This window comes from Paenibacillus sp. P4_A9 (genome assembly GCF_056402415.1).
The window spans coordinates 1-21,785 of record NZ_JBFUHL010000024.1 but is presented as its reverse complement, the minus strand read 5'-3'; the positions used below and the strand labels follow the sequence as shown (position 1 = coordinate 21,785).

At 46.0% G+C, this 21,785-nt stretch carries 13 protein-coding genes; 9 read left to right on the top strand and 4 right to left on the bottom strand.

Going from position 1 to position 21,785, the window contains the following annotated elements; all coding sequences use genetic code 11:
* Positions 1 to 20 precede the first annotated feature (20 nt).
* The 3 genes from AC1DVJ_RS16545 (at position 21) to AC1DVJ_RS16535 (ending at position 4,702) form a co-directional block, all read left to right on the top strand.
* Positions 21 to 830 carry a class I SAM-dependent methyltransferase gene (locus AC1DVJ_RS16545; RefSeq protein WP_477592337.1) on the top strand — a complete coding sequence of 270 codons (810 nt, stop codon included), beginning with the start codon at positions 21 to 23 and terminating at the stop codon, positions 828 to 830.
* Positions 831 to 1,010: 180 nt separating this feature from the next.
* Entirely contained in the window at positions 1,011 to 1,760 is a 750-nt protein-coding gene (locus AC1DVJ_RS16540; protein WP_477592336.1) for a C40 family peptidase, read from the top strand.
* A gap of 278 nt (positions 1,761 to 2,038) precedes the next feature.
* The gene (locus AC1DVJ_RS16535; protein WP_477592335.1) at positions 2,039 to 4,702 is read left to right on the top strand and encodes a glycoside hydrolase family 38 N-terminal domain-containing protein; all 2,664 of its coding nucleotides are present in this window, start codon (positions 2,039 to 2,041) and stop codon (positions 4,700 to 4,702) included.
* Positions 4,703 to 5,210: 508 nt separating this feature from the next.
* Here the strand turns inward: AC1DVJ_RS16535 and AC1DVJ_RS16530 are convergent.
* Positions 5,211 to 6,293, bottom strand: coding sequence for a YncE family protein (locus AC1DVJ_RS16530; RefSeq protein ID WP_477592334.1), 1,083 nt, complete (start codon positions 6,291 to 6,293; stop codon positions 5,211 to 5,213).
* Between the two features lie 353 nt (positions 6,294 to 6,646).
* On the opposite strand from AC1DVJ_RS16530, the gene AC1DVJ_RS16525 reads away from it, so the two are divergent.
* The gene (locus AC1DVJ_RS16525) at positions 6,647 to 12,001 is read left to right on the top strand and encodes an Ig-like domain-containing protein (protein ID WP_477592333.1); all 5,355 of its coding nucleotides are present in this window, start codon (positions 6,647 to 6,649) and stop codon (positions 11,999 to 12,001) included.
* Between the two features lie 126 nt (positions 12,002 to 12,127).
* Here AC1DVJ_RS16525 and AC1DVJ_RS16520 read toward each other — a convergent pair whose 3' ends face one another.
* The gene (locus AC1DVJ_RS16520; RefSeq protein WP_477592332.1) at positions 12,128 to 12,994 is read right to left on the bottom strand and encodes an AraC family transcriptional regulator; all 867 of its coding nucleotides are present in this window, start codon (positions 12,992 to 12,994) and stop codon (positions 12,128 to 12,130) included.
* Positions 12,995 to 13,140: 146 nt separating this feature from the next.
* On the opposite strand from AC1DVJ_RS16520, the gene AC1DVJ_RS16515 reads away from it, so the two are divergent.
* Positions 13,141 to 15,123: a glycoside hydrolase family 127 protein gene (locus AC1DVJ_RS16515; protein ID WP_477592331.1), complete on the top strand. Its 1,983-nt coding sequence runs from the start codon at positions 13,141 to 13,143 to the stop codon at positions 15,121 to 15,123.
* Positions 15,124 to 15,291: 168 nt separating this feature from the next.
* Here AC1DVJ_RS16515 and AC1DVJ_RS16510 read toward each other — a convergent pair whose 3' ends face one another.
* A complete protein-coding gene (locus tag AC1DVJ_RS16510) occupies positions 15,292 to 16,158 on the bottom strand; it encodes a phytanoyl-CoA dioxygenase family protein (protein ID WP_477592330.1) in 867 nt (288 codons plus the stop codon).
* 49 nt (positions 16,159 to 16,207) lie between these two features.
* Here AC1DVJ_RS16510 and AC1DVJ_RS16505 point away from each other — a divergent pair, with 49 nt between their 5' ends.
* Both AC1DVJ_RS16505 and AC1DVJ_RS16500 read left to right on the top strand, forming a co-directional pair.
* Complete coding sequence (locus tag AC1DVJ_RS16505; protein ID WP_477592329.1) at positions 16,208 to 17,155, top strand: AraC family transcriptional regulator; 948 nt, start codon at positions 16,208 to 16,210, stop codon at positions 17,153 to 17,155.
* A 102-nt stretch (positions 17,156 to 17,257) separates the two neighbouring features.
* Positions 17,258 to 19,180, top strand: coding sequence for a glucosidase family protein (locus AC1DVJ_RS16500; RefSeq protein ID WP_477592328.1), 1,923 nt, complete (start codon positions 17,258 to 17,260; stop codon positions 19,178 to 19,180).
* Here the strand turns inward: AC1DVJ_RS16500 and AC1DVJ_RS16495 are convergent.
* Positions 19,147 to 19,332: a hypothetical protein gene (locus AC1DVJ_RS16495; RefSeq protein ID WP_477592327.1), complete on the bottom strand. Its 186-nt coding sequence runs from the start codon at positions 19,330 to 19,332 to the stop codon at positions 19,147 to 19,149. The two genes, AC1DVJ_RS16500 and AC1DVJ_RS16495, sit on opposite strands and share 34 nt — an antisense overlap.
* 190 nt (positions 19,333 to 19,522) lie before the next feature.
* On the opposite strand from AC1DVJ_RS16495, the gene AC1DVJ_RS16490 reads away from it, so the two are divergent.
* Together AC1DVJ_RS16490 and AC1DVJ_RS16485 are read left to right on the top strand one after the other, a co-directional pair.
* Positions 19,523 to 20,347: a phytanoyl-CoA dioxygenase family protein gene (locus tag AC1DVJ_RS16490; protein WP_477592326.1), complete on the top strand. Its 825-nt coding sequence runs from the start codon at positions 19,523 to 19,525 to the stop codon at positions 20,345 to 20,347.
* Between the two features lie 88 nt (positions 20,348 to 20,435).
* Positions 20,436 to 21,146, top strand: a complete 711-nt coding sequence (locus AC1DVJ_RS16485) for a YebC/PmpR family DNA-binding transcriptional regulator (protein ID WP_477592325.1) — start codon at positions 20,436 to 20,438, stop codon at positions 21,144 to 21,146.
* Positions 21,147 to 21,785: the final 639 nt, after the last annotated feature.

The following is a 21,785-nucleotide window of genomic DNA, read 5'->3' as shown; positions in this document are numbered from 1 at the left end:
CACAAGGGGCTAATTAACCCATGACTGATTATACGGAACGTAACCGCGCGCATTGGAACGCTCGCACAGCCGTCAATGCCGCCAGTAAAGCCAGATACGATATCGCAGGGTTCAAGGCGGGCAAATCCACCTTGACCCCGATTGAACACGAGGAACTGCCTGATGTGGCTGGTAAGTCGTTGCTGCATCTCCAGTGTCACTTTGGTTTGGATACACTCTCCTTGGCTCGTCTCGGTGCGCACGTTACTGGGGTGGATTTTTCTGAGGATGCGATTGCGCTCGCCGAGCGGTTGAGCCAAGAAACAGGGCTAGACGCGCGTTTTATCTGCACGGACATCTACGAGCTGCCCCAAGTACTCGAAGATACGTTCGATATCATCTTTACGTCAGGCGGTGTCTTGTGCTGGCTCTCCGATCTTGGTCGGTGGGCGAAGATCATCGCGCATTTCCTCAAACCAGGCGGCGTCTTGTATCTACAGGAGGAGCATCCGTTTCTCAATGTCTTTGATGATTCTGCCGATGTGACGGATTTGCACACACGCTACCCTTACTTTCACACGGAGCAACCACTTCGGATCGAGGGTCTCCTGCCATATTCTGATCCAGCGGACAATCAGCGGAGCGTCGAGTATGCCTGGAGCTACAGTTTCAGCGATATCCTGAATGCCTTGATTTCTGCTGGCCTGCGCTTGGATTATCTCCATGAGTTCACCCACGGGGGAAACCGACGTTTCCCGTTCATGGCGCAGGGCGAGGACGGGCGGTGGCGATGGAACGACTCCACCAACGATATTCCCCTCACGTTCTCACTGCAGGCCACAAAGGTATGAAGAGGATTGGCACCGACTTAATCCCCCGTTGAGGGGATATTTTTTTTGATTTATAGATGGATATAATTACCATGAGTCTAAGGCTTCTCTAGGAACAATTACGTGCATAAGATTCATCATGGGACAACCGCACAGAAAAACGGTAAAAGCCCAAATACATGCACATGGAAGGAGTTCTCAATGAAGAAAGTATTGATCTTTTGGATAATGGTGCTGTCTCTGTTGATCGGTACAAGCTTAGCTTACGCAGAAACATCCCAATTGACAACCATTGTCGAGAACGTGGAGGTTGGATACTCCTATGAAATCGGTGTAAATATAAACGAAACGGGGATCAATTTTCGTTCAGGCCCGGGAACGCAATTCGATCGTATCCGTTATTTTGCTCCAGGAGAAGAATTCAGAGTCATAGAACGTGTAACCGGAACAACATGGGCGAAGGTAAAAGATGCAGCTGGCATTGTTGGCTTTGTAACTACCCAACCACAATATACACACTTTCGAATTGTAAAAGTTATCCCCGCTTGGGAAGTAAAGGCGGATGCAATCATTGCTACAGGAAAGGAATACCTTGGCATTCCTTATAAATTTGGTGCTGAGTACGAGAATGAAGGACTCTTTGATTGTTCATCCTTTACGCAATACATATTTGGTAAACATGGTATTGTTTTACCTCGAACTTCAAAATTGCAAAGCCAAACAGGAAATACAATTTCCTTTGAAAACGCTCGCAAAGGTGACCTGATTTTCTTTGATGTGGTTTCTAGTCGAGAGGGTATAGACCATGTAGGGATCTATATGGGCAACGACGATCAGGGACAGGAAATCATGATTCATTCAAACCCAAGCGGTGGAGGCGTGAATATCAAGGTGCTGGATCCATTGTGGAAGGGACGTATAGTCAAGGTCCAGCGATTAATTCAACCATAGCAGCGATGGGGACTCGGTTATCGCGATTTGATCGGGCTCGTTGATCCGTTGAACTAAGGATAACGATAGTTAAGGGGGCTTGCTTCGCGGCAGCTCCCTTTTTGTTTATTAATACGAAAGAGCAGCAAATTAAACAGAAATGTCCGAATTTTACAAAAATGTGTCAGTATAAAATAAATACGAGACGTTTGGAATGATCTATAATTACTTCAATTGCCCCCACAATATGCGGTGATGTTATGTGAAATCCCCATTATTAATTCATATAGAGGTGTATTATGAGAGATCATCATTCAAAGTCCGAATTKGAATGGCCGAACCTGGAAGAGGTCATCGTTGTCTGCAAGACACATTTTGACATAGGCTATACGCACCATGTCAAAGAGTTCGTCCACTACATCCGCACCTCCATGATTGATAAGGCAATGGACATCATGGACCAAGGGGAAAAACTACCCCCAGAGCAACAATTTGCTTGGACCGGCCCTGGCTGGGTCATGTCCAGGGTACTTGAAGACTGGAAGGGTCAGACGCCAGAGCGCAAAAAACGCCTCGATGACTATGTGAAGTCCGGCCGTTTCAAGTTCCATTCGTTACCGTTCACGCTCGAGTCTGATGCTTGCGAACCGGAGGAAATGGCCCGCGGATTAGGCTTCACCTCCGACCTCTGCCGTAAGTACAATATGCCTTTGCCGATTTCCGGCAAAATGACCGATGTCCCCTCTCACGGTGGAGCATTGGCGACGGTGCTTGCAAACGGTGGAGTCAAGTTTATGCACATCGGCTGCAACTGGCCGAGCGGCTACGTCACCACACCAGGACTCTTCTGGTGGGAAGGCCCTGATGGTTCTCGTATCCTTACCTTGTACTCCAGCACCTACGGAACTGCCACTGGGCTTAATTGGCCTGAAGAGTGGGGAGGTGGTGAGCCTAACATTGGCCACAACTTTGTCCCGCCTAAAGATTGGCCATACAAAGTCTGGCCTGCTATTCTTGTAACCCTAGACAACTCCGGACCCCCGTCTTCCGAAGATATAAATAAACTTTTCGAGGAAGCACAGATCAGGCTTCCTGGTGTCAAAATCCGTATGGGCACGATGGACGATTTCGTAACCGCTATCCTCGCCGACAAACCAGAACTTCCAGTTGTTAGTGGAGAAATGCCTGATACCTGGATCCACGGTATAATGTGCGACCCTAAAGGTATTCAGACGTCCCGTACCGTACATCCGCAACTTGCTGCAGCCGAGGCTCTGAACACCCAGCTCGGCTTATGGGGTGTACCGCAGCCATCAGTGGCCACTGATGTTGCACGCGCTTATGAAAATATCCTGCTCTACGGAGAGCATACCTGGGGTATATCGCCGGACATCAAGCAATACGGGGACGAATTTAGTAATGCCGATCCTGAACTTGTGGCACGTCTTGAAGCTTCATGGGAGGATAAAACTGATTACATACGCACCGCCGCCAATATTACCAGTACCATTTCTAACGCTAACCTCAGTGCACTTGCCGAAAATGTAAATACCGCTCAAGGCGACATCATTGTGTACAATCCATTACCTTGGACTCGTTCAGGGATTGTTGCGGTAGAGTCAGTAAATGAAGTATTTTCATTGATTGACAATAGTGACGGGGAAGAGATTTTTGGAGAATGGAGTGACAGTCACTTTGTCTTCTTTGCCAAAAATGTACCAGCCTGCGGATACAAGACCTACACACACGCAGCTAACTCAAAATGCGAACCTGGAACTAGTCAAACTGGAAACTCTCTTGAAAATGAGTTTTTTAAGATTATTCTAGACCCATCCACCGGTTCTATAGCCTCCCTAATTGATAAGCGCACAGGTCGTGAGTGGGTAGACTCATCCGCTGCACAAAAGCTCGGACAATACCTCAACGAACGTTTTACCTTCGAACAGACGCTAAACTACACGATGACCTACCAGATGGATCGCGCTAAAGACTGGCCACATCCTGGTATTCACAAAGGTGGTATGATTTCTGAAAAACAGGTACCGTACCGCGCTGCCTCTTGCGCCAAAGGTATCGTTAGAATCGGGGTGAGCTCTGCTACCATCGAGTGCCCTGCCGACCCAACCAACCACATACCGGCTACAGTGCTTAAGATCACTCTGGATAAACACCAGCCGTACATAGACCTTGAGCTGACAATCCAGAACAAAGAGAAGGATAACTGGCCCGAGGCTGACTGGCTCTGCCTGCCGTTCAAGGTAGCTACGCCGCAGTTTCGTGTGCACCGCCAACTTGGTGTCATGAATCCCGCAACAGACATTCTTCCGGGGGCTAATCGGGACCTATTCTCGGTTGGCCACGGTGTGACCATCACTGACGCTGATGGTGCCGGCATCGCTGTTTGCCCGCTAGACCATCCATTGGTCAGTCTTGACCGTCCCGGATGCTGGAAGTTTTCTAAAGATGCTACTGAGTTTACACCTAAAGAACCTGTCGTATATCTCAATCTCTACAACAATCAGTGGAACACTAATTTCCGCTACTGGTACCCCGGCACCTGGAGTTCGCGTGTTCGCCTTTGGACCTTCGACACCAAGATGTCCAATGACGCCGTCATAGCCACACCTGCGCTTGAAGCCCGCAATCCATTTTTTGTGACCTCAGCCACGGGCATGGGCAAAACTCTACCTACAAAACAGTCTGGTGTCAGTGTCTCTCGTAAGGGTATACTTTTGACTGCATTCGGACCCAACCCCGATGGAGATGGCACTCTTCTGCGCGTATGGGAACAAGCCGGTGTCTCGGGTACACTCACCGTCACCCTACCAGTTGCTGTGAGGTTCTCTACCGCGATGCCAGTCGACCTCCGAGGAGAAAAGGTCTGCGATTTAGTGGAAATTAAGGACAACCAGCTGACGTTTGAGCTTAATGGATACGCACCTGCAAGCTTCATTATCAAATAGAATGACAGAAAACCGTATTCTCTATTTAGGAGGACGGTTTTTTTTTTTTTTTTTTTTCCTTCCATCAAGCAGCCTGACTTACGTCCAAGCAATCACTATGTAGGGCGCATATGATTATATCGTAATGAAAATTCACTGAGGGGAATGAGTAAATATGAGCGGAGTAGGTACTAGCGCAGCAGCTGTTTTGGTTCTTTTTATTCTTTTGGTAATCATCTTATCAGTAACTTGCGTTTGGTAATCATCTAATCAGCAGCTTTTGTGTTCTAAAATTCTTTAATCCAACACGAATATCGAGAAAAACAAAAACGGTTCCTATCGCGAAATAGATGCGCGAACAGGGATCGTTTTTTCTCGTTGTTGGAAACTAAAAAACAATGCTCTCCGTGATGATTGTTTTTAGTATACTAACGTCATTCTATTTTATTGTTCGAAAAATAAAACAGCGGTACTCTTAGACTTTATTTCCCGGTCCAAGGCTGCCGCTGTTCTCTATATGGGGGTCAGTCTACAACGTATCCTGAATAACGGAAATCGTATTTTCCCCGCCTACATAAATGCGATTCGTGCGCGGATTTAGCAGCAAAGCACCGGATCCTTTGCCAAGTTGGAGCTTGGTGAGCGGCTTCAAGCTGCTGCCATGATAAACGATTAATGGAGCTGTTCCGGACTCAGTCGATTCTAAAATGAACAGGTGGTTGGTTTGCGGATTAATAAGCACATCCGCAAACGCAGGCACGGTTAAAGAGCCAATGACTTTGTTCGTGAGACTATTGATGACAAACACTCGGCCCTTCACGGAGATTTGTGCGCTGGAGACATAAACCCGACTCGTAAAGGGGTTAATCGTGATTTCCCTTTGTAGTTTGCCGAGCTGAATCTTGCGAACTTTCGTCGTTCGGAGGTCGACAACCGAACAGTAACGACTTAAGTTATTTGCAACAAATAGTCGATTCGTTTTCCGATCTAGGGCGGGCTGTATGACGGGGTTTCTTCCGACTTTTACAGTAGTAAGGATCGTATGCGTATCGCCACTAATGATGGCTAACGTATCAGTGGTCGTATTCGTTACGTAGATACGATTGGTCGATTCATTTACAACAATATGAGAAGGGCGTCCACTAAAAGGTATTCTAGTTTGTATTTTATTGGTAGCCCCGTTCAGGACAACGAGTTTACCGTTCTTCGAAGATAAGGAGGTCGTCGACACATAGATGAGATTTGTACGAGAGTTGACCTCAATATTGTCACAGCGTTCCCCCACTTTAATCGTGGAGATGACTCGGTTCGTAAGTCCGTTTACGACGGAAACGGTACCATCATAGAAGTTGGATACATAAATACGATTCGTCCGCGTGTTGACGGCCATGTAGTAGGGCATTTTGCCAATCTTCATAGTGGTAAGGATTTTGTTTGTTTTTGTGTCCAGAACGGCAAGGCTGTTGTCGCCCTGAATGACGTATATGCGGTTCGTTATTGGATTAATGGCAAGGTATTGGGCTGGACTGCTTACAGGAATAGTTGCAATTAGGCGTGGCAAGGATGCTTTGATTCTTAGCTTTGAAACTCGGACAGCTTTACGGATCAGCATGCTGAATCCCCTTCCCTAAGACATGTGGTTCTTAAATCATATTCATGACCAAGAAGGTAGGGAACTGACATAGGGGATGAAGGGCCGTGCAATACGTCGAAGGGCTCTTATTATGTTAGTAAATTTAATTGACTGAATTTTTGAGGTAAAAGGTTAAAAAATTATTCATATTGGTCAATTTGTTTTCTTATCCCGCATTCTTAATCTAGTTATGATGAGAGAAGAATCACCAAGCGGACAAGCTGCCGTTAGACAAAGAGCAAAAGAAAGGTGGGGCTAATCATTTTTGTGAAAGCGCTTAAGAATATGTCATCAGAGACACACGACAACTTAGTTCATATGGAGGTGGGGACATGTTAAAAAGAAGTTTATCTGCAATATTAGCTTTCACTATTTTATTTAGCCTATTTACGTTTGGATCAGGTGTATCCCTTGCGGCTGGGCCAGATCAACCCGTGGTTACAACAACAACCAATTCAGCAAGTTTAGAGTGGACAGCCGTACAGGGTGCTGATAGTTATAATGTTTATCGTTCGTTAAGCAGCAATGGTGCATTTGCCAAGGTCAATACCTCGGACATTGTAGTAACGAGCTACATGGACGCAGGTTTGACGTCGAATACGAGATATTTTTATAAGATCTCTGCTGTAACTGGTGGCGCAGAATCTGCTCTTTCTGTGGAAGTCTCAGGGCTAACAGAGCCTTATTTCGGTCCTAATGTTTTTGTGTTTGATCCTTCGACACCAGCTGCGGACATTCAAACGAAAAGTGACCAATTATTCGCGCAACAAGAAACGAATCAATTCGGTACGGCTAGGTATGCCATGCTCTTCAAGCCAGGCGCCTACAACGCGAATATTAAAGTGGGCTTCTACACGCAATTGTCTGGTTTAGGGCAACTTCCGGATGATGTTACCATCAGTGGCGGCGTAACGGTGGATGCCAACTGGATGACGAATCACAACGCAACTCAAAACTTTTGGCGCTCGGTTGAAAACTTGGCTGTAGCCCCTACTAGCGGAGATATGAAATTTGCTGTCTCACAGGCAGCGCCTATCCGACGGTTGCACGTGAAAGGCAATTTGTCCTTGCATGACCAAGGAGGATGGGCAAGCGGCGGCTACTTAGCCGATTCATTAGTTGATGGTACTGTGAACTCAGGATCACAGCAGCAATGGTTCACGAGAAACAGTAAATGGGGTACCTGGAACGGATCATTATGGAATACAACAATTGTCGGTTCCGAGAATGCACCTGTAGAAGATTGGCCTACGAAAGCTTTCACAGTCGTAGACAAAGTACCCGTGATTCGTGAAAAGCCATTTTTAACCTTCGATTCAGTGACGAAAAAGTATAAAGTGTTTGTACCGGATGCGGTATCCAATAAAAGTGGAACCAGTTGGTCAACAGGGACGACGGCGGGATCTTCTATCGCGATTGAAGATTTCTTGATTGCTGATCCGACAACTTCGGTTACTACCATTAATTCTGCGCTTGATCAAGGCAAGAACTTGCTGTTTACGCCGGGCGTTTATCATTTCACGGATACGGTAAAAGTAACAAAGCCTAATACGGTTGTGCTCGGTCTTGGACTTGCAACTTTGCACTCAGACAATGGCATTATGGCCCTTTCTGTTGCGGATGTAGACGGCGTGAAAATTGCCGGTCTCCTATTTGAAGCAGGAAGTGTGAACTCACCTGTCCTCATGCAGGTTGGTCCTAAAGGCAGTTCAAATRATCATTCAGCTAATCCGACATCTTTGCATGATCTTTATTTCAGAGTCGGTGGCGATGCGCTTGCCAAAGCTGACGTTTGTATCGAAATCAACAGTAACAATGTCATCGGTGACCATTTCTGGGTATGGCGTGCCGATCATGGTACGGGTGCTGGATGGGATTCCAATACGACAATAAACGGGATGATCGTCAATGGAAATGACGTGACCATGTACGGACTTTTTGTGGAACATTTCCATGAGTACCAGACCGTATGGAATGGAGAGCGGGGCCGGACTTATTTTTATCAAACCGAAATTCCCTATGATGTTCCGAATCAAGAAGGTTGGATGAGCAACAGCGGCACCGTGAATGGTTACGCTTCATATAAGGTAGCCGATTCGGTAAATTCGCATGAAGCTTATGGCCTAGGGATATATTCTAATTTCACCGGCGGTATCGTTTCGATGGAGAGCGGTATTGAAGTTCCAGATAAACCAGGGGTTAAAATTCGTCATGCAACGACGGTTTCGTTAAATAAAAGAGGTGAAATATCACACATCGTTAATGCGATGGGATCTCCAGTGAATACAGCAACTATGCGAGCAACGCTTGGAGATTATGTGCCTAGAACGGTTGCAAGTGTAATCGGGTTAAATGCTGCGACAATTGCAGGGAAATCCCCTGAATTACCGATTGTGGTTACGCAAGTGTTTACYGATGCAACCACGAAGCAGGTACCTGTGACGTGGGACAGTATCGATCCTTCGAAGTATGCGTCCATAGGAAGCTTTACTGTGAATGGAACGATCAATGGCAGTGCAATCCTAGCGGTAGCGAATATTACTGTAACTGCAGCTCCGAATGAAGCTGTGTCAGGTATTGTCATCTCATCTGCAGGTAACGCAAATACGATCGCAACCAAGGATGGCACGCTGCAAATGTCTGCAGTAGTTACACCTATGAACGCTGATAATACAACGATTACCTGGTCTGTTGTCAGTGCGAATGGAACGGCAACGAATATGGCCACGATTAGCAGTGATGGATTATTGACAGCGATGAAAGATGGATCTGTGAAAGTCATTGCCACCGCTAATGATGGCTCAGGTGTAACGGCAAGTCAGATGATTAATATCAGCGGGCAGAATCTAAAAGTGAAAAGTATTATTGTAACTGGTCAAAACAGTGTAACGGCAGTAACCTACAAGGGCGCTACACTTCAAATGCTTGCCGATGTACTCCMCGCAAATGCAAATGATAAAACGTATACGTGGTCTGTTGTGAACGGTACGGGTACAGCGTCAATTGACACTTCCGGCGTTTTAAAAGCACTTACCGATGGAACAGTTAATGTCATTGCCACTGCAAAAGATGGTTCTGGTATAACTGGCACACAAACGATTACTATAGTCGGACAATCATTGGTACTAGGTAGTGGATGGACTTGGGTGAGAGAAAGTCGAGATAATTGGGCTATCAATCCAGCGAATCCGAATTTCATGAAATTAACTACGATTGAGGGAAGCTGGGGCGGGACTAAGCCTAGTAACATACTTCTGAGGGACCCAGGCGTATCTGACTTCTCGATTTCTACAAAGTTAAAATTTGATGCGGATAAAAGCTTTGAATGGGCAGGCTTGATTATTTATCAAGATGACGGAAATTTAATCTCATTAGGACGTCAAGCGAATGGAAGTCCTGCTGCCAAACAAATCCGCTTTTCACAAGTGAAAACCGGCACACAAACAGATAAAAATTATTCAGATCCTGTGGCACCTGGGGATATTTATTTGAAAATTGATAAAGTAGGAACGACCTATAAGGGGTATTACAGCTCTGATGGTGTTACCTGGACACAGGTGGCAGACACCTTTACGATCACTTTGACAACTCCTAAGGCGGGGGTATTTGTCAGAAAGCTAAACACGAGTATTGCTGCTAAGCCAGCAGAATTTTCAAATTTTAAAGTGGGCAGCTCAGTCATACCTTTCTGGATTCCTACCACATCTGTACAGATTTCAGCTGAAGCAGGAGCAACTTCTATCACTACAGACAACGGCACGTTGCAAATGACTGCACAAGTCTTGCCTGTGAATGCTAGCTCGAATTCCGTCACTTGGTCTGTCTATAATGCAGACGGAAGTGCCACCGATAAGGCAATGATCAGCAAAACCGGATTATTAACCGCAGTTAAAAACGGTCAAGTGAAAGTAGTTGTGAACGCGTATGACGGTTCGGGTGCGACTGCAAGCACACTGATTGACATTTCAGGTCAAATACTTACTCCACCAACTGTTGAGTACGCAATTTCCGGAGATGGACAAGCATGGATCGGTTGGACACCGATGGAGGGTTCAGTTACTTATTCGGTCTATCAAAGAACAGCTGATACGACTTACGTAGATGCTGTGTCTACTGTGAATGGAAATGTGTATAGCTATAATGTAACAGGCTTAACTAACGGAGCGACGTATTATTTTGTTGTTAAAGCGAATTATCCAGCGAAAGTCAGCGACGCTTCGAATGAAGTAATTGCGACGCCGCAAGCTTTAGTGCTGAATATTGACGTAACGGGTATCACTCTAAACCAATCAAACCTTAGCTTGAAACAAGGCGCTTGGAATACGTTGACAGCAACTGTTCTTCCGGCAAATGCGACTAATCAAAATGTAATTTGGAGCTCGAGCAATACCGAAGTTGCAAGCGTTGATGCAAATGGGAAAGTAACGGCGATCTCAGTCGGTACAGCGCTGATCACTGTAAGTACTGAAGATGGTGATTTCACTGCAACTTGTCTCGTAACAGTAAGCGGCGATGAAGTTGAAGGCGAAGCCGAAGTTCCAACAGGTTCTAATAATCAGGGCAGCAACAACACGCCTTCCAATGTCATCACCATCAAACAAGATCAACTAACTAATAGTCAAAACGGCACAACCATTGTTGCGATACCGACTGATACTTCAGAGATCAGACTTCCTGGGAATGTTACCGACATAATTTCTCAGAACAATTTGGAGATCAAGTCAGACGCATTGACCCTTTCGTTCCCATCCGAAGTACTTAACCAATTAACGGATAAGCTCACATTGGATGAAGTAAAGGGGAGTACAATATCGCTGAAGCTAGGCATAATTGGCCAAGCGGAAGCGAAAAATCTCATCAATAGCAATAATGCCAGTACGGAAAATAAATTAATCGGTGATGTTTACGAATTCCATTTGTCCCTTCAGACTGCTGACGGGAAAACAGTTGAACTTTCGAAATTCAATCAGCCAATTACGATTGAGCTTAAGGTTCCAGCTACTGTGAACCCCTCATTGGCAGGTATCTATTATATTGCGAATGATGGAACGCTTGCTTATGTCGGAGGCAAATTAAACAAGGATGTAATCACGGCGGAGATCAATCACTTTAGTAAGTACGCTGCGCTTGAAGTATCGAAGACTTACGCTGATGTGCCATCTGGACATTGGGCTTCAAATGTGATTAAAGAGCTTGCAGCTAAGCAAATCGTTGAGGGTACAAGTGCAACAACCTTCGAACCTGAGCGCAGTGTAACACGTGCCGAATTCACAACGCTTCTAGTAAGAGCTTTGAAGCTTACGGAAAAAGGCGAAATGGCATTTGCCGATGTGAAAGTAAGCGACTGGTTCGCTGATGCGGTTTCCATCGCAGTGAAGGCTGGTATTGTACAAGGAAGAAGTGCAACGATATTTGATGCAAACTCACAAATTAGCCGTGAGGAAATGGTTACTTTACTTCTGAGAGCTTATGAATTCAAGAATGGAAAAGTCACCAACACAACTACACAAAATTTCGCAGATGAAGATCAAATCTCATCTTGGGCGACTGAGTTTGTGAGATCGGCAGCAACGCTGCATTTGATTCAAGGACGTGCAGCCAACCAATTTGACCCGAAAGGTATTTCAACTCGTGCAGAAGCAGCTCAAGTTCTATTCAATCTATTAGTAGCTACGAAGGCGCTTTAAGAGGCCACTAGCTCTCATATCTTTCGAAACCCTCAGCTCAAATAAGAGCTGAGGGTTTTTCTTTGTAATTGCGGCCCTCTAAGCAACTCCACGACATAATTACTTAGGGTAAGCAGCTACCCGCACTCAAGGCGAATACTGCTTGCGGAACCGAAGTGGCGAGATCCCTGTAGCTGCCTTGAAGCAATTGGAGAAGTAAGGTGCATGGAGAAAGCCAATATGCTCGGCAATTCGCGCGATGGACCACTCCGTTTTGATTAGGAGCAGCTTTGCTTGCTCAATTCGGTACGCATGCAGATACGCCATTGGCGTGCAATCATAGATCTCCTTCATACACCTGACGATATAATTAGGATGAAAATGAAACTCCTCGGCGAGTGAGCTATTCGTCACATCGGATTGATAATGCTGACGCAAATAGGCTTCGATCTTGTCAGCAAGCTTCAGGGCAGGGGATGCATCGCTGCGAGTCTGACCAGCATCCAGCAATCGCAGCAACTCCAAGAAGAGCTGCTGCTCACTCCAAAATGTCTCTGATCGATGATGAGCCGAATCAGCCAACAGCTTGCGGAGATGTCGCTCAACAAGCGCGAACTCAGGGTGGGAGCTATACTGCGGGATGCGGATTCGATAGTGATTTTCCCACGACTTTCTAACCTGGGAATAAACCGTTACTTCGTCATAATCAGATATAGGGTGCCAAACACCTTTAAAGTCGAAATGAATCCAATAAAAAACGGTCTCTGTTTCACAAGCTTTGACTGGATAATGGTAACGGTCTGGCAGCAATAATAACGATTGACCCTCCGCAATCTCCCACTCTTTATCATCTTCACCGATAAATAGCGTACCTTTAATTACTAAGAGAAGATCGAAAATACCAAGATTTCGGCGGCTCGGGTGCATTTCGCCTGGACTGTAGGTAGACAAGCCGATCATGAGGTAATAAGGAAGTGGCGGGAGCTCCATCGAAATATAGCCATGTTCACCCATTGATACTCCTCATTTCAATTAGTGTTAAATTTTATATAAAATAAGTTGAGTTTATTCATAGTTTCTCTTTATTTATAAGGATAAACTGTAAGTAGATGATAATCAAATGTTATATAAAAATAGCATGATAAGAGGAGAATCTACATATGGTGAATTCGACAAATACGCAAGCTAAAAACTACAAGGTGCGTATTCAAGACCTATTTTGGGACACATTTACGGAACTTGTTCGAGGGACGGTTATTCCGTATCAATGGGAGGCGTTGAATGATGCCATTGCAGATGCAGAGCCAAGTTACGCCATTCGCAATTTCCGCATCGCAGCAGGGCTCGAAGAGGGAGAGTTTGGCGGGTTTGTGTTTCAGGATAGCGACTTAGCCAAATGGCTCGAAGCAGTTGGCCATTCACTAGCGAATACGCCCGATCCACATTTAGAACAAACTGCCGATGAAGTCATTGATTTGATTGCAAAAGCGCAGCATGAGAACGGTTACTTGAATACTTATTTTACAATTAAAGAACCTGGTAAGGCTTGGACGAATTTACATGAAGCGCATGAGTTGTACTGTGCAGGACATATGATGGAGGCGGCTGTAGCTTATTTTGAAGCGACGGATAAACGAAAACTGCTCGATGTCATGTGCAAATTCGCTGACTATATCGAAACGATCTTCGGTCGTGAGCCTGGTCAACTGCGGGGCTATGATGGACATCAAGGAATCGAGCTGGCACTCGTCAAGCTTTCTCAAGCTACAGGGGAAGAACGCTATTTGAAGCTGGCGCAATTCTTCATTGATGAGCGAGGTGCCGAGCCGAACTTTCTGATTGAAGAATGTAAGCAAAGAGACGGCATCAGCCATTGGACGCAAAAGAAACAACCGATCCCGACCGTAGCGCAAATGGCGTACAATCAGGCACATCAGCCAGTTCGCGAGCAAAATGTCGCGATTGGGCACTCGGTGAGAGCAGTTTATATGTATTCAGCAATGGCTGATCTTGCAAGGTTGACGGGAGATCAGGAGCTGCTCGCTGCATGCCGCCGCCTATGGGATAATACAACTAAGAAACAGATGTACATTACGGGGGGCATTGGCTCCACACATCACGGTGAGGCGTTCAGTTTCGACTATGATATGCCCAACGATACGGTGTACGCCGAGACATGTGCATCGATCGGACTCATCTTCTTTGCCCAGCGTATGCTGCAGCTGGAAGCGAAGAGCGATTATGCAGATGTTATGGAGCGGGCGCTGTACAACAATGTCATCGGCAGCATGTCACAGGACGGCAAGCATTATTTTTACGTGAATCCGCTGGAGGTTTGGCCGAAGGCTTCTGAACGGAATCCAGGTTGTCATCATGTCAAGGCAGTGCGGCAGAAATGGTTTGGCTGCTCTTGCTGCCCTCCGAATGTGGCACGACTGCTTAGTTCGTTGAACAACTACATTTACACCATTTCTCCTGAGCAAAATATAGTCTATACGCATCTATTCATCGGCAGCGAGGCGCGGTTCGAGCTTGCCGTTGGCGAAGTCGCATTTACTCAACAATCTAAACTCCCGTGGGAAGGTTATGTTCGCTTAGAGCTAACGACGGCTCCGGAAGATAAGTTTACTCTAGCGCTGCGCATCCCTTCATGGAGCTATCTTGGCGCTGTTTTGAAAATCAACGGTGTTCAGACGACGTATGAAACGGTAAATGGCTATGCATCGGTTGAGCGGCAATGGGTGCAAGGAGACATCGTGGAGTGGGAGCTTATTTTGGAAGCTCAGTTGACCACGGCACATCCCGAGATCAGAGCTAACGCTGGCAAAGTTGCCATTGAACGAGGGCCACTCGTTTATTGTCTGGAAGAAGTGGACAACGGGACTCCGCTGGCATCCGTATCGATTACAGCCGCGCACAAGCTGGAAGCGAATTACGAGGCAGGCTTGTTAGGTGGAGCCATCGTAGTTGAGGCAGAAGGCCTGGCCGATGAGTCGGCATCGTGGTCGGAAGAAACGCCGTACCGTCCACTTACTCAGCAGAAGGCATCTGAGCGAGTGAAGCTGAAGGCGGTACCGTATTACCTATGGGGCAACCGTGGTGTAGGCGAGATGACAGTTTGGATTCGCAAGGGTGGCGAGTAACCTGCGAGTAAACCCAGCGAGATTGGTAGACCCTTCGGGAATCCGAAGGGTTTTTTGCTGATATTTGTGAGTGAAAATGCTTGGCTATTGGTCGAATAGGTGATGGTGAGTTGCGTGTTTGGAACTGTTCGACTGTTGTGGTTGGAGTAGTTTGTTTGGATTGTTTAATTAGTCCATGTGCTCGGGCCTTTCCGCCAGCCAATCCTCCAACGATGCGACACGTGATGGATACTTGTAGCTTCTGGCAAGAAATCCGACCCCATGCTGAAGCATGGGATCTTGATCCGTAGGCTGATATCGCAGATCAACACTCCAGCGAACCTCATTGGACATATTCGGGGTAGACATATGGAGACAGCGATCGTTGAACAGAATCGCGCTTCCTGCGGGTACAGGCAGGGCAACGGTTTCTGTTTTGCCAAGTTGACTATCTTTGAGCGCGGTATACCCTGTTCCTGTTTTAGTTTCACGATGCCACTTGAGCACACGTTTGCGATGTGTCTGGGGCTTGATATGGAGGCACCCGTTCACTTCAGTGGCGTCCACAAGAGGGATCCATACGGTAATAACGGGATTGGCATTCGCATCTGGCCAGTAGGATTTATCTTGATGCCAAGGAACTGCGCCGGCAGCCACTTTCGGAACCTTTGGTCGCACGTTGTACACTGGATTAGCGAATAGCTCTCCACCAATCAGAGATTCTACCGCGTCCAAAATTTTCGGATTGCTCATCAGCGTGAAGTAGCCTGGGATACGTTCACGCCAGCTTCGGCCGTATTTCAGGAAGTTTTCGGCAGACAAATCCTGAAATAGCTCAGCTATGCGGTTTGGGAATGGCCGATCCTCAAGCTTATCCGTGATAAGTCCATCTGCGAACAGCTCATCCGCAATCATGGAAACCTTCTGAGTCATCGCTTCGCGAGCAGAGGCTAAGTCCTCCTCCGACAATAAATGAGGGATGATGAGATAGCCTTGTTCCTCGTAAAACTGAGATTGCTCGGTAGTTAAACTTCCGCTGCTATTTTGATTGATCATCCTACTCACCCTCCAAGATGTGTTGTAATATAGAAGATAATAACATTTCATGTGGCAGTTGTATTTGCTTCTGCGTTCGTCAATTGATCAATTCTTCCGATCATTCATTGCGGTGCATTTCCTAACGATTGCGAGGATTTATATGACTTCCTTATCTTCCGTGAATCCCTTTGTACGAGTAGGCCATTATTATCAATTTCCTGTTGTACGAAACCAAGCTGAGGTCGGAAGGATTGGGTACTGCTATGCCTTTCATTTCGTTGCCAGTGGCAAAGGGACGGTTACCGCCCGGGGAAAAACATTTCCTGTGAAGAAAGGTGATCTGATCTATTTTCCACCTGAGATGGGTCACTCCTTTTACTCCAATCCCGATCAACCGTTAGCGACCTACAACCTGTATTGTGATCTCTGGAATTATCAATTGGAGAGCAGTCAACATCTCGTTTGGGACGAGTCTGACTTCGATCGTGACTTGCTAACACCTATTGTCCCGTGTCCAGAGTTGGCATTGCTCCCTATTGTTACGCCAATCCAGCATGATGCGTCACTTGGGCAATTATTCATACACGCTGTGACCCAGTTGAGGAAAAATGCTCCCTATACCGATATAATCGTAAGCAATCTCGTCAAAGTATTCCTGTTAGAGCTTGTGCAAATCGCTTCTACGACCTCATTTATCGATTACCGAATTATCTCTATTATCGAACGAATGGATCGAGAAGCGAACGCAAGTCGAGGCTATGACGAATGGATGAGCCAATGTGGGCTCCGCAAAACCCAATTTCATTCGCTTTTCAAGCAAGCTACCGGCATTTCGCCCAAAGCGTATTGGACCAAAGCTATCATGAGGCAAGTGGAAGCAGCCCTGTGGGAAAGCAACCGCTCTATTACGGCCATTGCGGAGGATTTCGGGTATTCGTCGGTTCACCATTTTACGAAACAATTCACGCTATTTCATGGTGTGTCGCCAACGGAGTTTCGGAGGCGGAAGAGTTAGTAGGCTGAAATTGTACTGGTGATGTCCGCTTGCCAGTCAAGTTGTCATAGAACTTATCCGATCGAAGTAAGGTTAAATAGAACAGGAAGGGGGCGTAAGAACATGCAAACATCCGATATGCGTTGGCATTTAGGCAAAGAAGCTGGAATCGTTTGGGACATTCAACTTGGCGATCTTGCTCACCAAGATCATGTAGAAATGAGCGGCAAAGAGATTTCCTTGATCGTGACGTACGGCATTGACTCGGAAGGCGGCGTTATTCTAAAACGCAAAGTGGTGTGGCCTGGACTGCGCACGATCCCGAATGATACGCATGCTAGTTTAATAGAGAAATTTGGACAGGAGCTTTTGCCGAGTATACGTGTAGGGGGTCAACCTGTTCAAGAAAAACTATTCAGAATCACGTTCGATGGGATCCTTCAGATGTCATCTGTATCTGATCAAGGGGTGTTGGTACGTAGAACTGTTTTTCCGGCGCGAGATAAACCTTATGCGCTAGAACGCGTACAGGTTCAGAATATGACGGAGGACGCCGTACAGCTTGAGACTGAACGGATCGCAAGATCCCATTATCGCAGAGGTACGAAGGGGATTTATGTGGTGGACACCGGACATGATGCGCCAGCCTCCGTGGTACTGGAACCAGGAGAATCGTTGGAATTCATGGGTTGGATAACCGCTTCTACAATTCAGACGCCCCAAGAAAAGCTGGACGTCGTCGTAGAGGAAGCGAAGCGGCGGCAATTCTTGCAGGAGCTCGGTTCGTCTTTGCAGCTCGAATCGCCAGAGCCCCACTTAAACCGGATGTTTGATTTGGCCAAAATTCGCGCGGCGGAGAGTATTTTTCGTACGAAGAGCGGTTTGATGCATTGTCCAGGAGGCGGATCCTATTACGCCGCTGTCTGGACCAATGATCAAGCGGAATATGCTGGTCCTTTTTTTCCTTTTTTAGGTGATAAGGACGCGATAGAAGCTTCACTGAATGCCTATCGACTTTACATGCCGTTCATGGGGCCCGACTACCACCCGATTCCATCCTCCATCATTGCGGAAGGGGTGGATATATGGGAAGGGGCTGGAGATCGAGGCGATGCGGCGATGTATGCCTATGGTGCGGCGCGTTTCGCGCTGGCGAGCGGAAGTCAGCATATAGCCGAGCAGCTGTGGCCTGCGATCGTATGGTGTCTAGCATTTTGCAGGCGGAATCTCACCAAAGATGGCGTTATTGCTTCCGACTCGGATGAACTGGAGAATCGGTTTCCCAGCGGTGACGCGAATCTTTTCACATCGTCGCTTGCCTATGGAGCGCTGCTTTCCGCGGAAGAGCTTGCTCGAGAATTAGCAAAGGCGGATACCGCCGCTCGTCTAGAGGAAGAAGCCGCTACGCTTCGTCAAGCCATTGAATCCCATTTTGGAGCTAGCGTTGAGGGGTATGAGACGTATCGGTATTACGAAGGGAATGAGATTCTGCGTTCGTGGATTTGCGTGCCGCTGACGATGAATATCTTGGATCGCAAGGAACAGACCATCGCTGCCTTGTTATCTTCCCGATTGTGGGTAAACGGCGGACTTGTCACACAAGCAGGTGAAACCACGTACTGGGACCGATCAACCTTGTATGCGCTGCGCGGTATTCTCTATTCGGGCGAAACGGAGCAAGGCATAACACGACTCCTCGAATACTCCCGCAACAGGTTACTTGGCGAACATGTTCCCTATGCGGTTGAAGCTTTTCCCGAAGGCAATCAACGGCATCTTTCCGCTGAAAGTGCGCTATACGCGCGAGTGATCGTCGAAGGGTTATTTGGCATTATTCCCACAGGTCTTAGCTCTTTTACATGTTGTCCCCGACTACCCGAGGGGTGGGACACGATGGCGCTACGTTCAATCCGAGCGTTCGATTCTTGTTTCGATCTTGTCGTATTCCGATGTGAGCAAGGGGTAATTGTAGAATGTATGACTCCTGATAAAAAGGAAACCTATCTGTGGAATCAGGATTCCCCAATTGCGATCAAGCTAAGATAAGGCACTTTGATGCCCTGATTAGACAGGACAGGGACATCGAAGCCGTTGCTCTTGGTAACTTGATAGGTATCATTGGCATGTACTTTCCAAATCGAGTTCAATTGGCAGGAAGGAACTTCTGATTTGTCATTTAATCCATATGGAATGTTCATATAGGACACTAAGTTTACACTCCCTTGAATTGTTCTGACATACATGTAAAACGTGAATTTATCGTAAAATTAGTATCATTTATGTACAATTATACATGTAAAACATACAACGATCCATGGATGATTTCACACTATTCCCTTACATTTAAATCATAAGTCATTCATCAATCAATGGGGAGTGTATGTACACATGATGGTAAAAGTAGGAAGCCGCGAATTAGAGCTGAATGGTCAGCATTTAACGGAGCTAAGAAGTTCGAATGATATTTTCCATGATATTGAAGCGTTACGTGAGCGGATGGAAGAAGACGGTTACTTACTTCTACGTGGATTTCATCAACGGGATATGGTGATGGAAGCGCGGCGAAGTATTTTGGAGAAAATGGCCCAGATGGGCAAGCTCGATCGGGATACTCAACTCGAAGAAGGCATCATGGCTGACGGTAGCAAAACCATTTTCATGGGTGGGACTAATGAAGACTTACCTGCACTGTTGGACGTATTAAATGGCGAGCATATTATGCGCTTTTTTGATGAATTCCTGGGTGAACCATCGCTAACATATCATTACAAATGGCTTAGAGCGGTTGGCAAAGGGGATTTTACAGGCGCACACTATGATATTGTGTATATGGGCAGAGGAACGCAGAACGTGTACACGGTGTGGTCGCCACTCGGAGACGTGTCGTATGATATGGGAGGATTGGCCATATGCCTAGGCTCGCATCGATTTGAGAAATTGAAGCAATCCTATGGTTCGAAAGATTCAGATCGCGATGGGGGTGGACATTATACGGATGATCCGCTGCTGATTACGGAGAAATTTGGGGGCAAGTGGGCTACAACCCAGTTTGAAGCAGGGGATGTCCTTATTTTCGGCATGTTCTTGCTGCATTGCTCACTCGAAAATACAACTAACCAGTATCGGATCAGTGTTGATGCGAGGTACCAATCCGTAAATGAGAAGGTAGACGAAAGATGGAGCGGCAAAAAGCCGAAGGGCCACTCCAAATAAAATCCTATTAGCCAATCGAAACATTTTAATTTAGCATGAAAATAGGTTATGATAGGGAATGACATCATAATAGAAAGTGGGATCCATAGTGGGACGTAAGTGGAATAACATAAAAGAGAAGAAAGCTTCAAATGATGCAAGCACGAGTCGCGTTTACGCGAAGTTCGGACTTGAGATTTATGTAGCAGCACGTAAAGGTGAACCAGATCCAGAATCCAATCGCGCGTTGAAGGTCGTCCTTGAGCGGGCTAAAACCTATAATGTGCCGAAAGCGATCATTGATCGCGCAATCAATAAAGCCAAAGGCAGTTCAGACGAAATTTATGAAGAGCTTCGTTATGAAGGCTTTGGTCCTAACGGTTCCATGGTTATTGTCGACACATTGACGAATAACGTGAACCGTACAGCGTCCAGCGTACGCGCAGCTTTTAACAAAAATGGCGGTAATATGGGCGTAACGGGTTCAGTTGCGTATATGTTCGATGCCACAGCTGCCATTGGGATTGAGAACAAGAGCATAGATGAAATCATGGAAATTCTAATGGAAGCGGATGTCGACGTTCGTGACCTACTTGAAGAAGAAGAGATGGTCATGGTTTACGCCGAGCCAGAACAATTCCATGCGGTTCAAGAATGCTTGAAGAAAGCTGGCATTACGGAGTTTACCGTTGCGGAACTGACGATGATTGCTCAGAACAACATCTCTTTATCAGAGGACGCGCAAGTCCAATTTGATAAAATGATTGATGCTCTGGAAGATTTAGAGGATGTACAGCAGGTATATCATAACGTGGAGTAAGCAGATTAAGCTTTCATGAAGCTTGATTATCAATGTTTATGGTCATTTTGCTTTGTTCMCGTCTGTTCAAAATATGTTTGAACGCATATTTAAAGATTAGCCACCAGAAATGGTGGTTTTTTGTTGTTTTAGGTTATTTCAAATTGGATATGGGAACAACTTATCATGTATCTAAATGCAGAAAACAAAGAATTTTTTCATGGTGCTTGGAATTAAAAAATCAATCAAGGGAGATTTTTTATGTGTCGCATGTAGTTGGGAGTGCAATCTTTGCAATAATAGGATTTTTGGTGATTTTTATTATTTTTCTAATTGGCTTTTTTATATTCGACTTCCATTTATTAAAGGAGTTAATAACAAAACTACGTTCTAGACCCATATTATTAATTCTTATACTTCTTGGTTTATTTATATTTTGGATAATATTTAATCTTTTAACTGGTTCGTTACAGATTGTACCCTAACCTATTAGCCACCTTTTGAGGTGGTTTTTTGATGTATATAAAAGAGGTGTGGTTTACATCAAAATGAGGCTGTTTAAGTGGTGAAAAGGGTATAGCACTTCCACCGCACGACTATGAGTTGAATTTGAAGCGATACGAATAAAGAAGCTTGTTCCAGTATATGGTATTATTTACC

Excerpts from the sequence above, each read along its gene's own strand:
- AC1DVJ_RS16545 (WP_477592337.1), top strand. The coding sequence starts at position 21 with ATGACTGATTATACGGAACGTAACCGCGCGCATTGGAACGCTCGCACA.
- AC1DVJ_RS16540 (WP_477592336.1), top strand. The coding sequence starts at position 1,011 with ATGAAGAAAGTATTGATCTTTTGGATAATGGTGCTGTCTCTGTTGATC.
- AC1DVJ_RS16530 (WP_477592334.1), bottom strand. The coding sequence starts at position 6,293 with ATGCTGATCCGTAAAGCTGTCCGAGTTTCAAAGCTAAGAATCAAAGCA.
- AC1DVJ_RS16520 (WP_477592332.1), bottom strand. The coding sequence starts at position 12,994 with ATGGGTGAACATGGCTATATTTCGATGGAGCTCCCGCCACTTCCTTAT.
- AC1DVJ_RS16515 (WP_477592331.1), top strand. The coding sequence starts at position 13,141 with ATGGTGAATTCGACAAATACGCAAGCTAAAAACTACAAGGTGCGTATT.
- AC1DVJ_RS16510 (WP_477592330.1), bottom strand. The coding sequence starts at position 16,158 with ATGATCAATCAAAATAGCAGCGGAAGTTTAACTACCGAGCAATCTCAG.
- AC1DVJ_RS16505 (WP_477592329.1), top strand. The coding sequence starts at position 16,208 with ATGTGGCAGTTGTATTTGCTTCTGCGTTCGTCAATTGATCAATTCTTC.
- AC1DVJ_RS16500 (WP_477592328.1), top strand. The coding sequence starts at position 17,258 with ATGCAAACATCCGATATGCGTTGGCATTTAGGCAAAGAAGCTGGAATC.
- AC1DVJ_RS16495 (WP_477592327.1), bottom strand. The coding sequence starts at position 19,332 with ATGAACATTCCATATGGATTAAATGACAAATCAGAAGTTCCTTCCTGC.
- AC1DVJ_RS16490 (WP_477592326.1), top strand. The coding sequence starts at position 19,523 with ATGATGGTAAAAGTAGGAAGCCGCGAATTAGAGCTGAATGGTCAGCAT.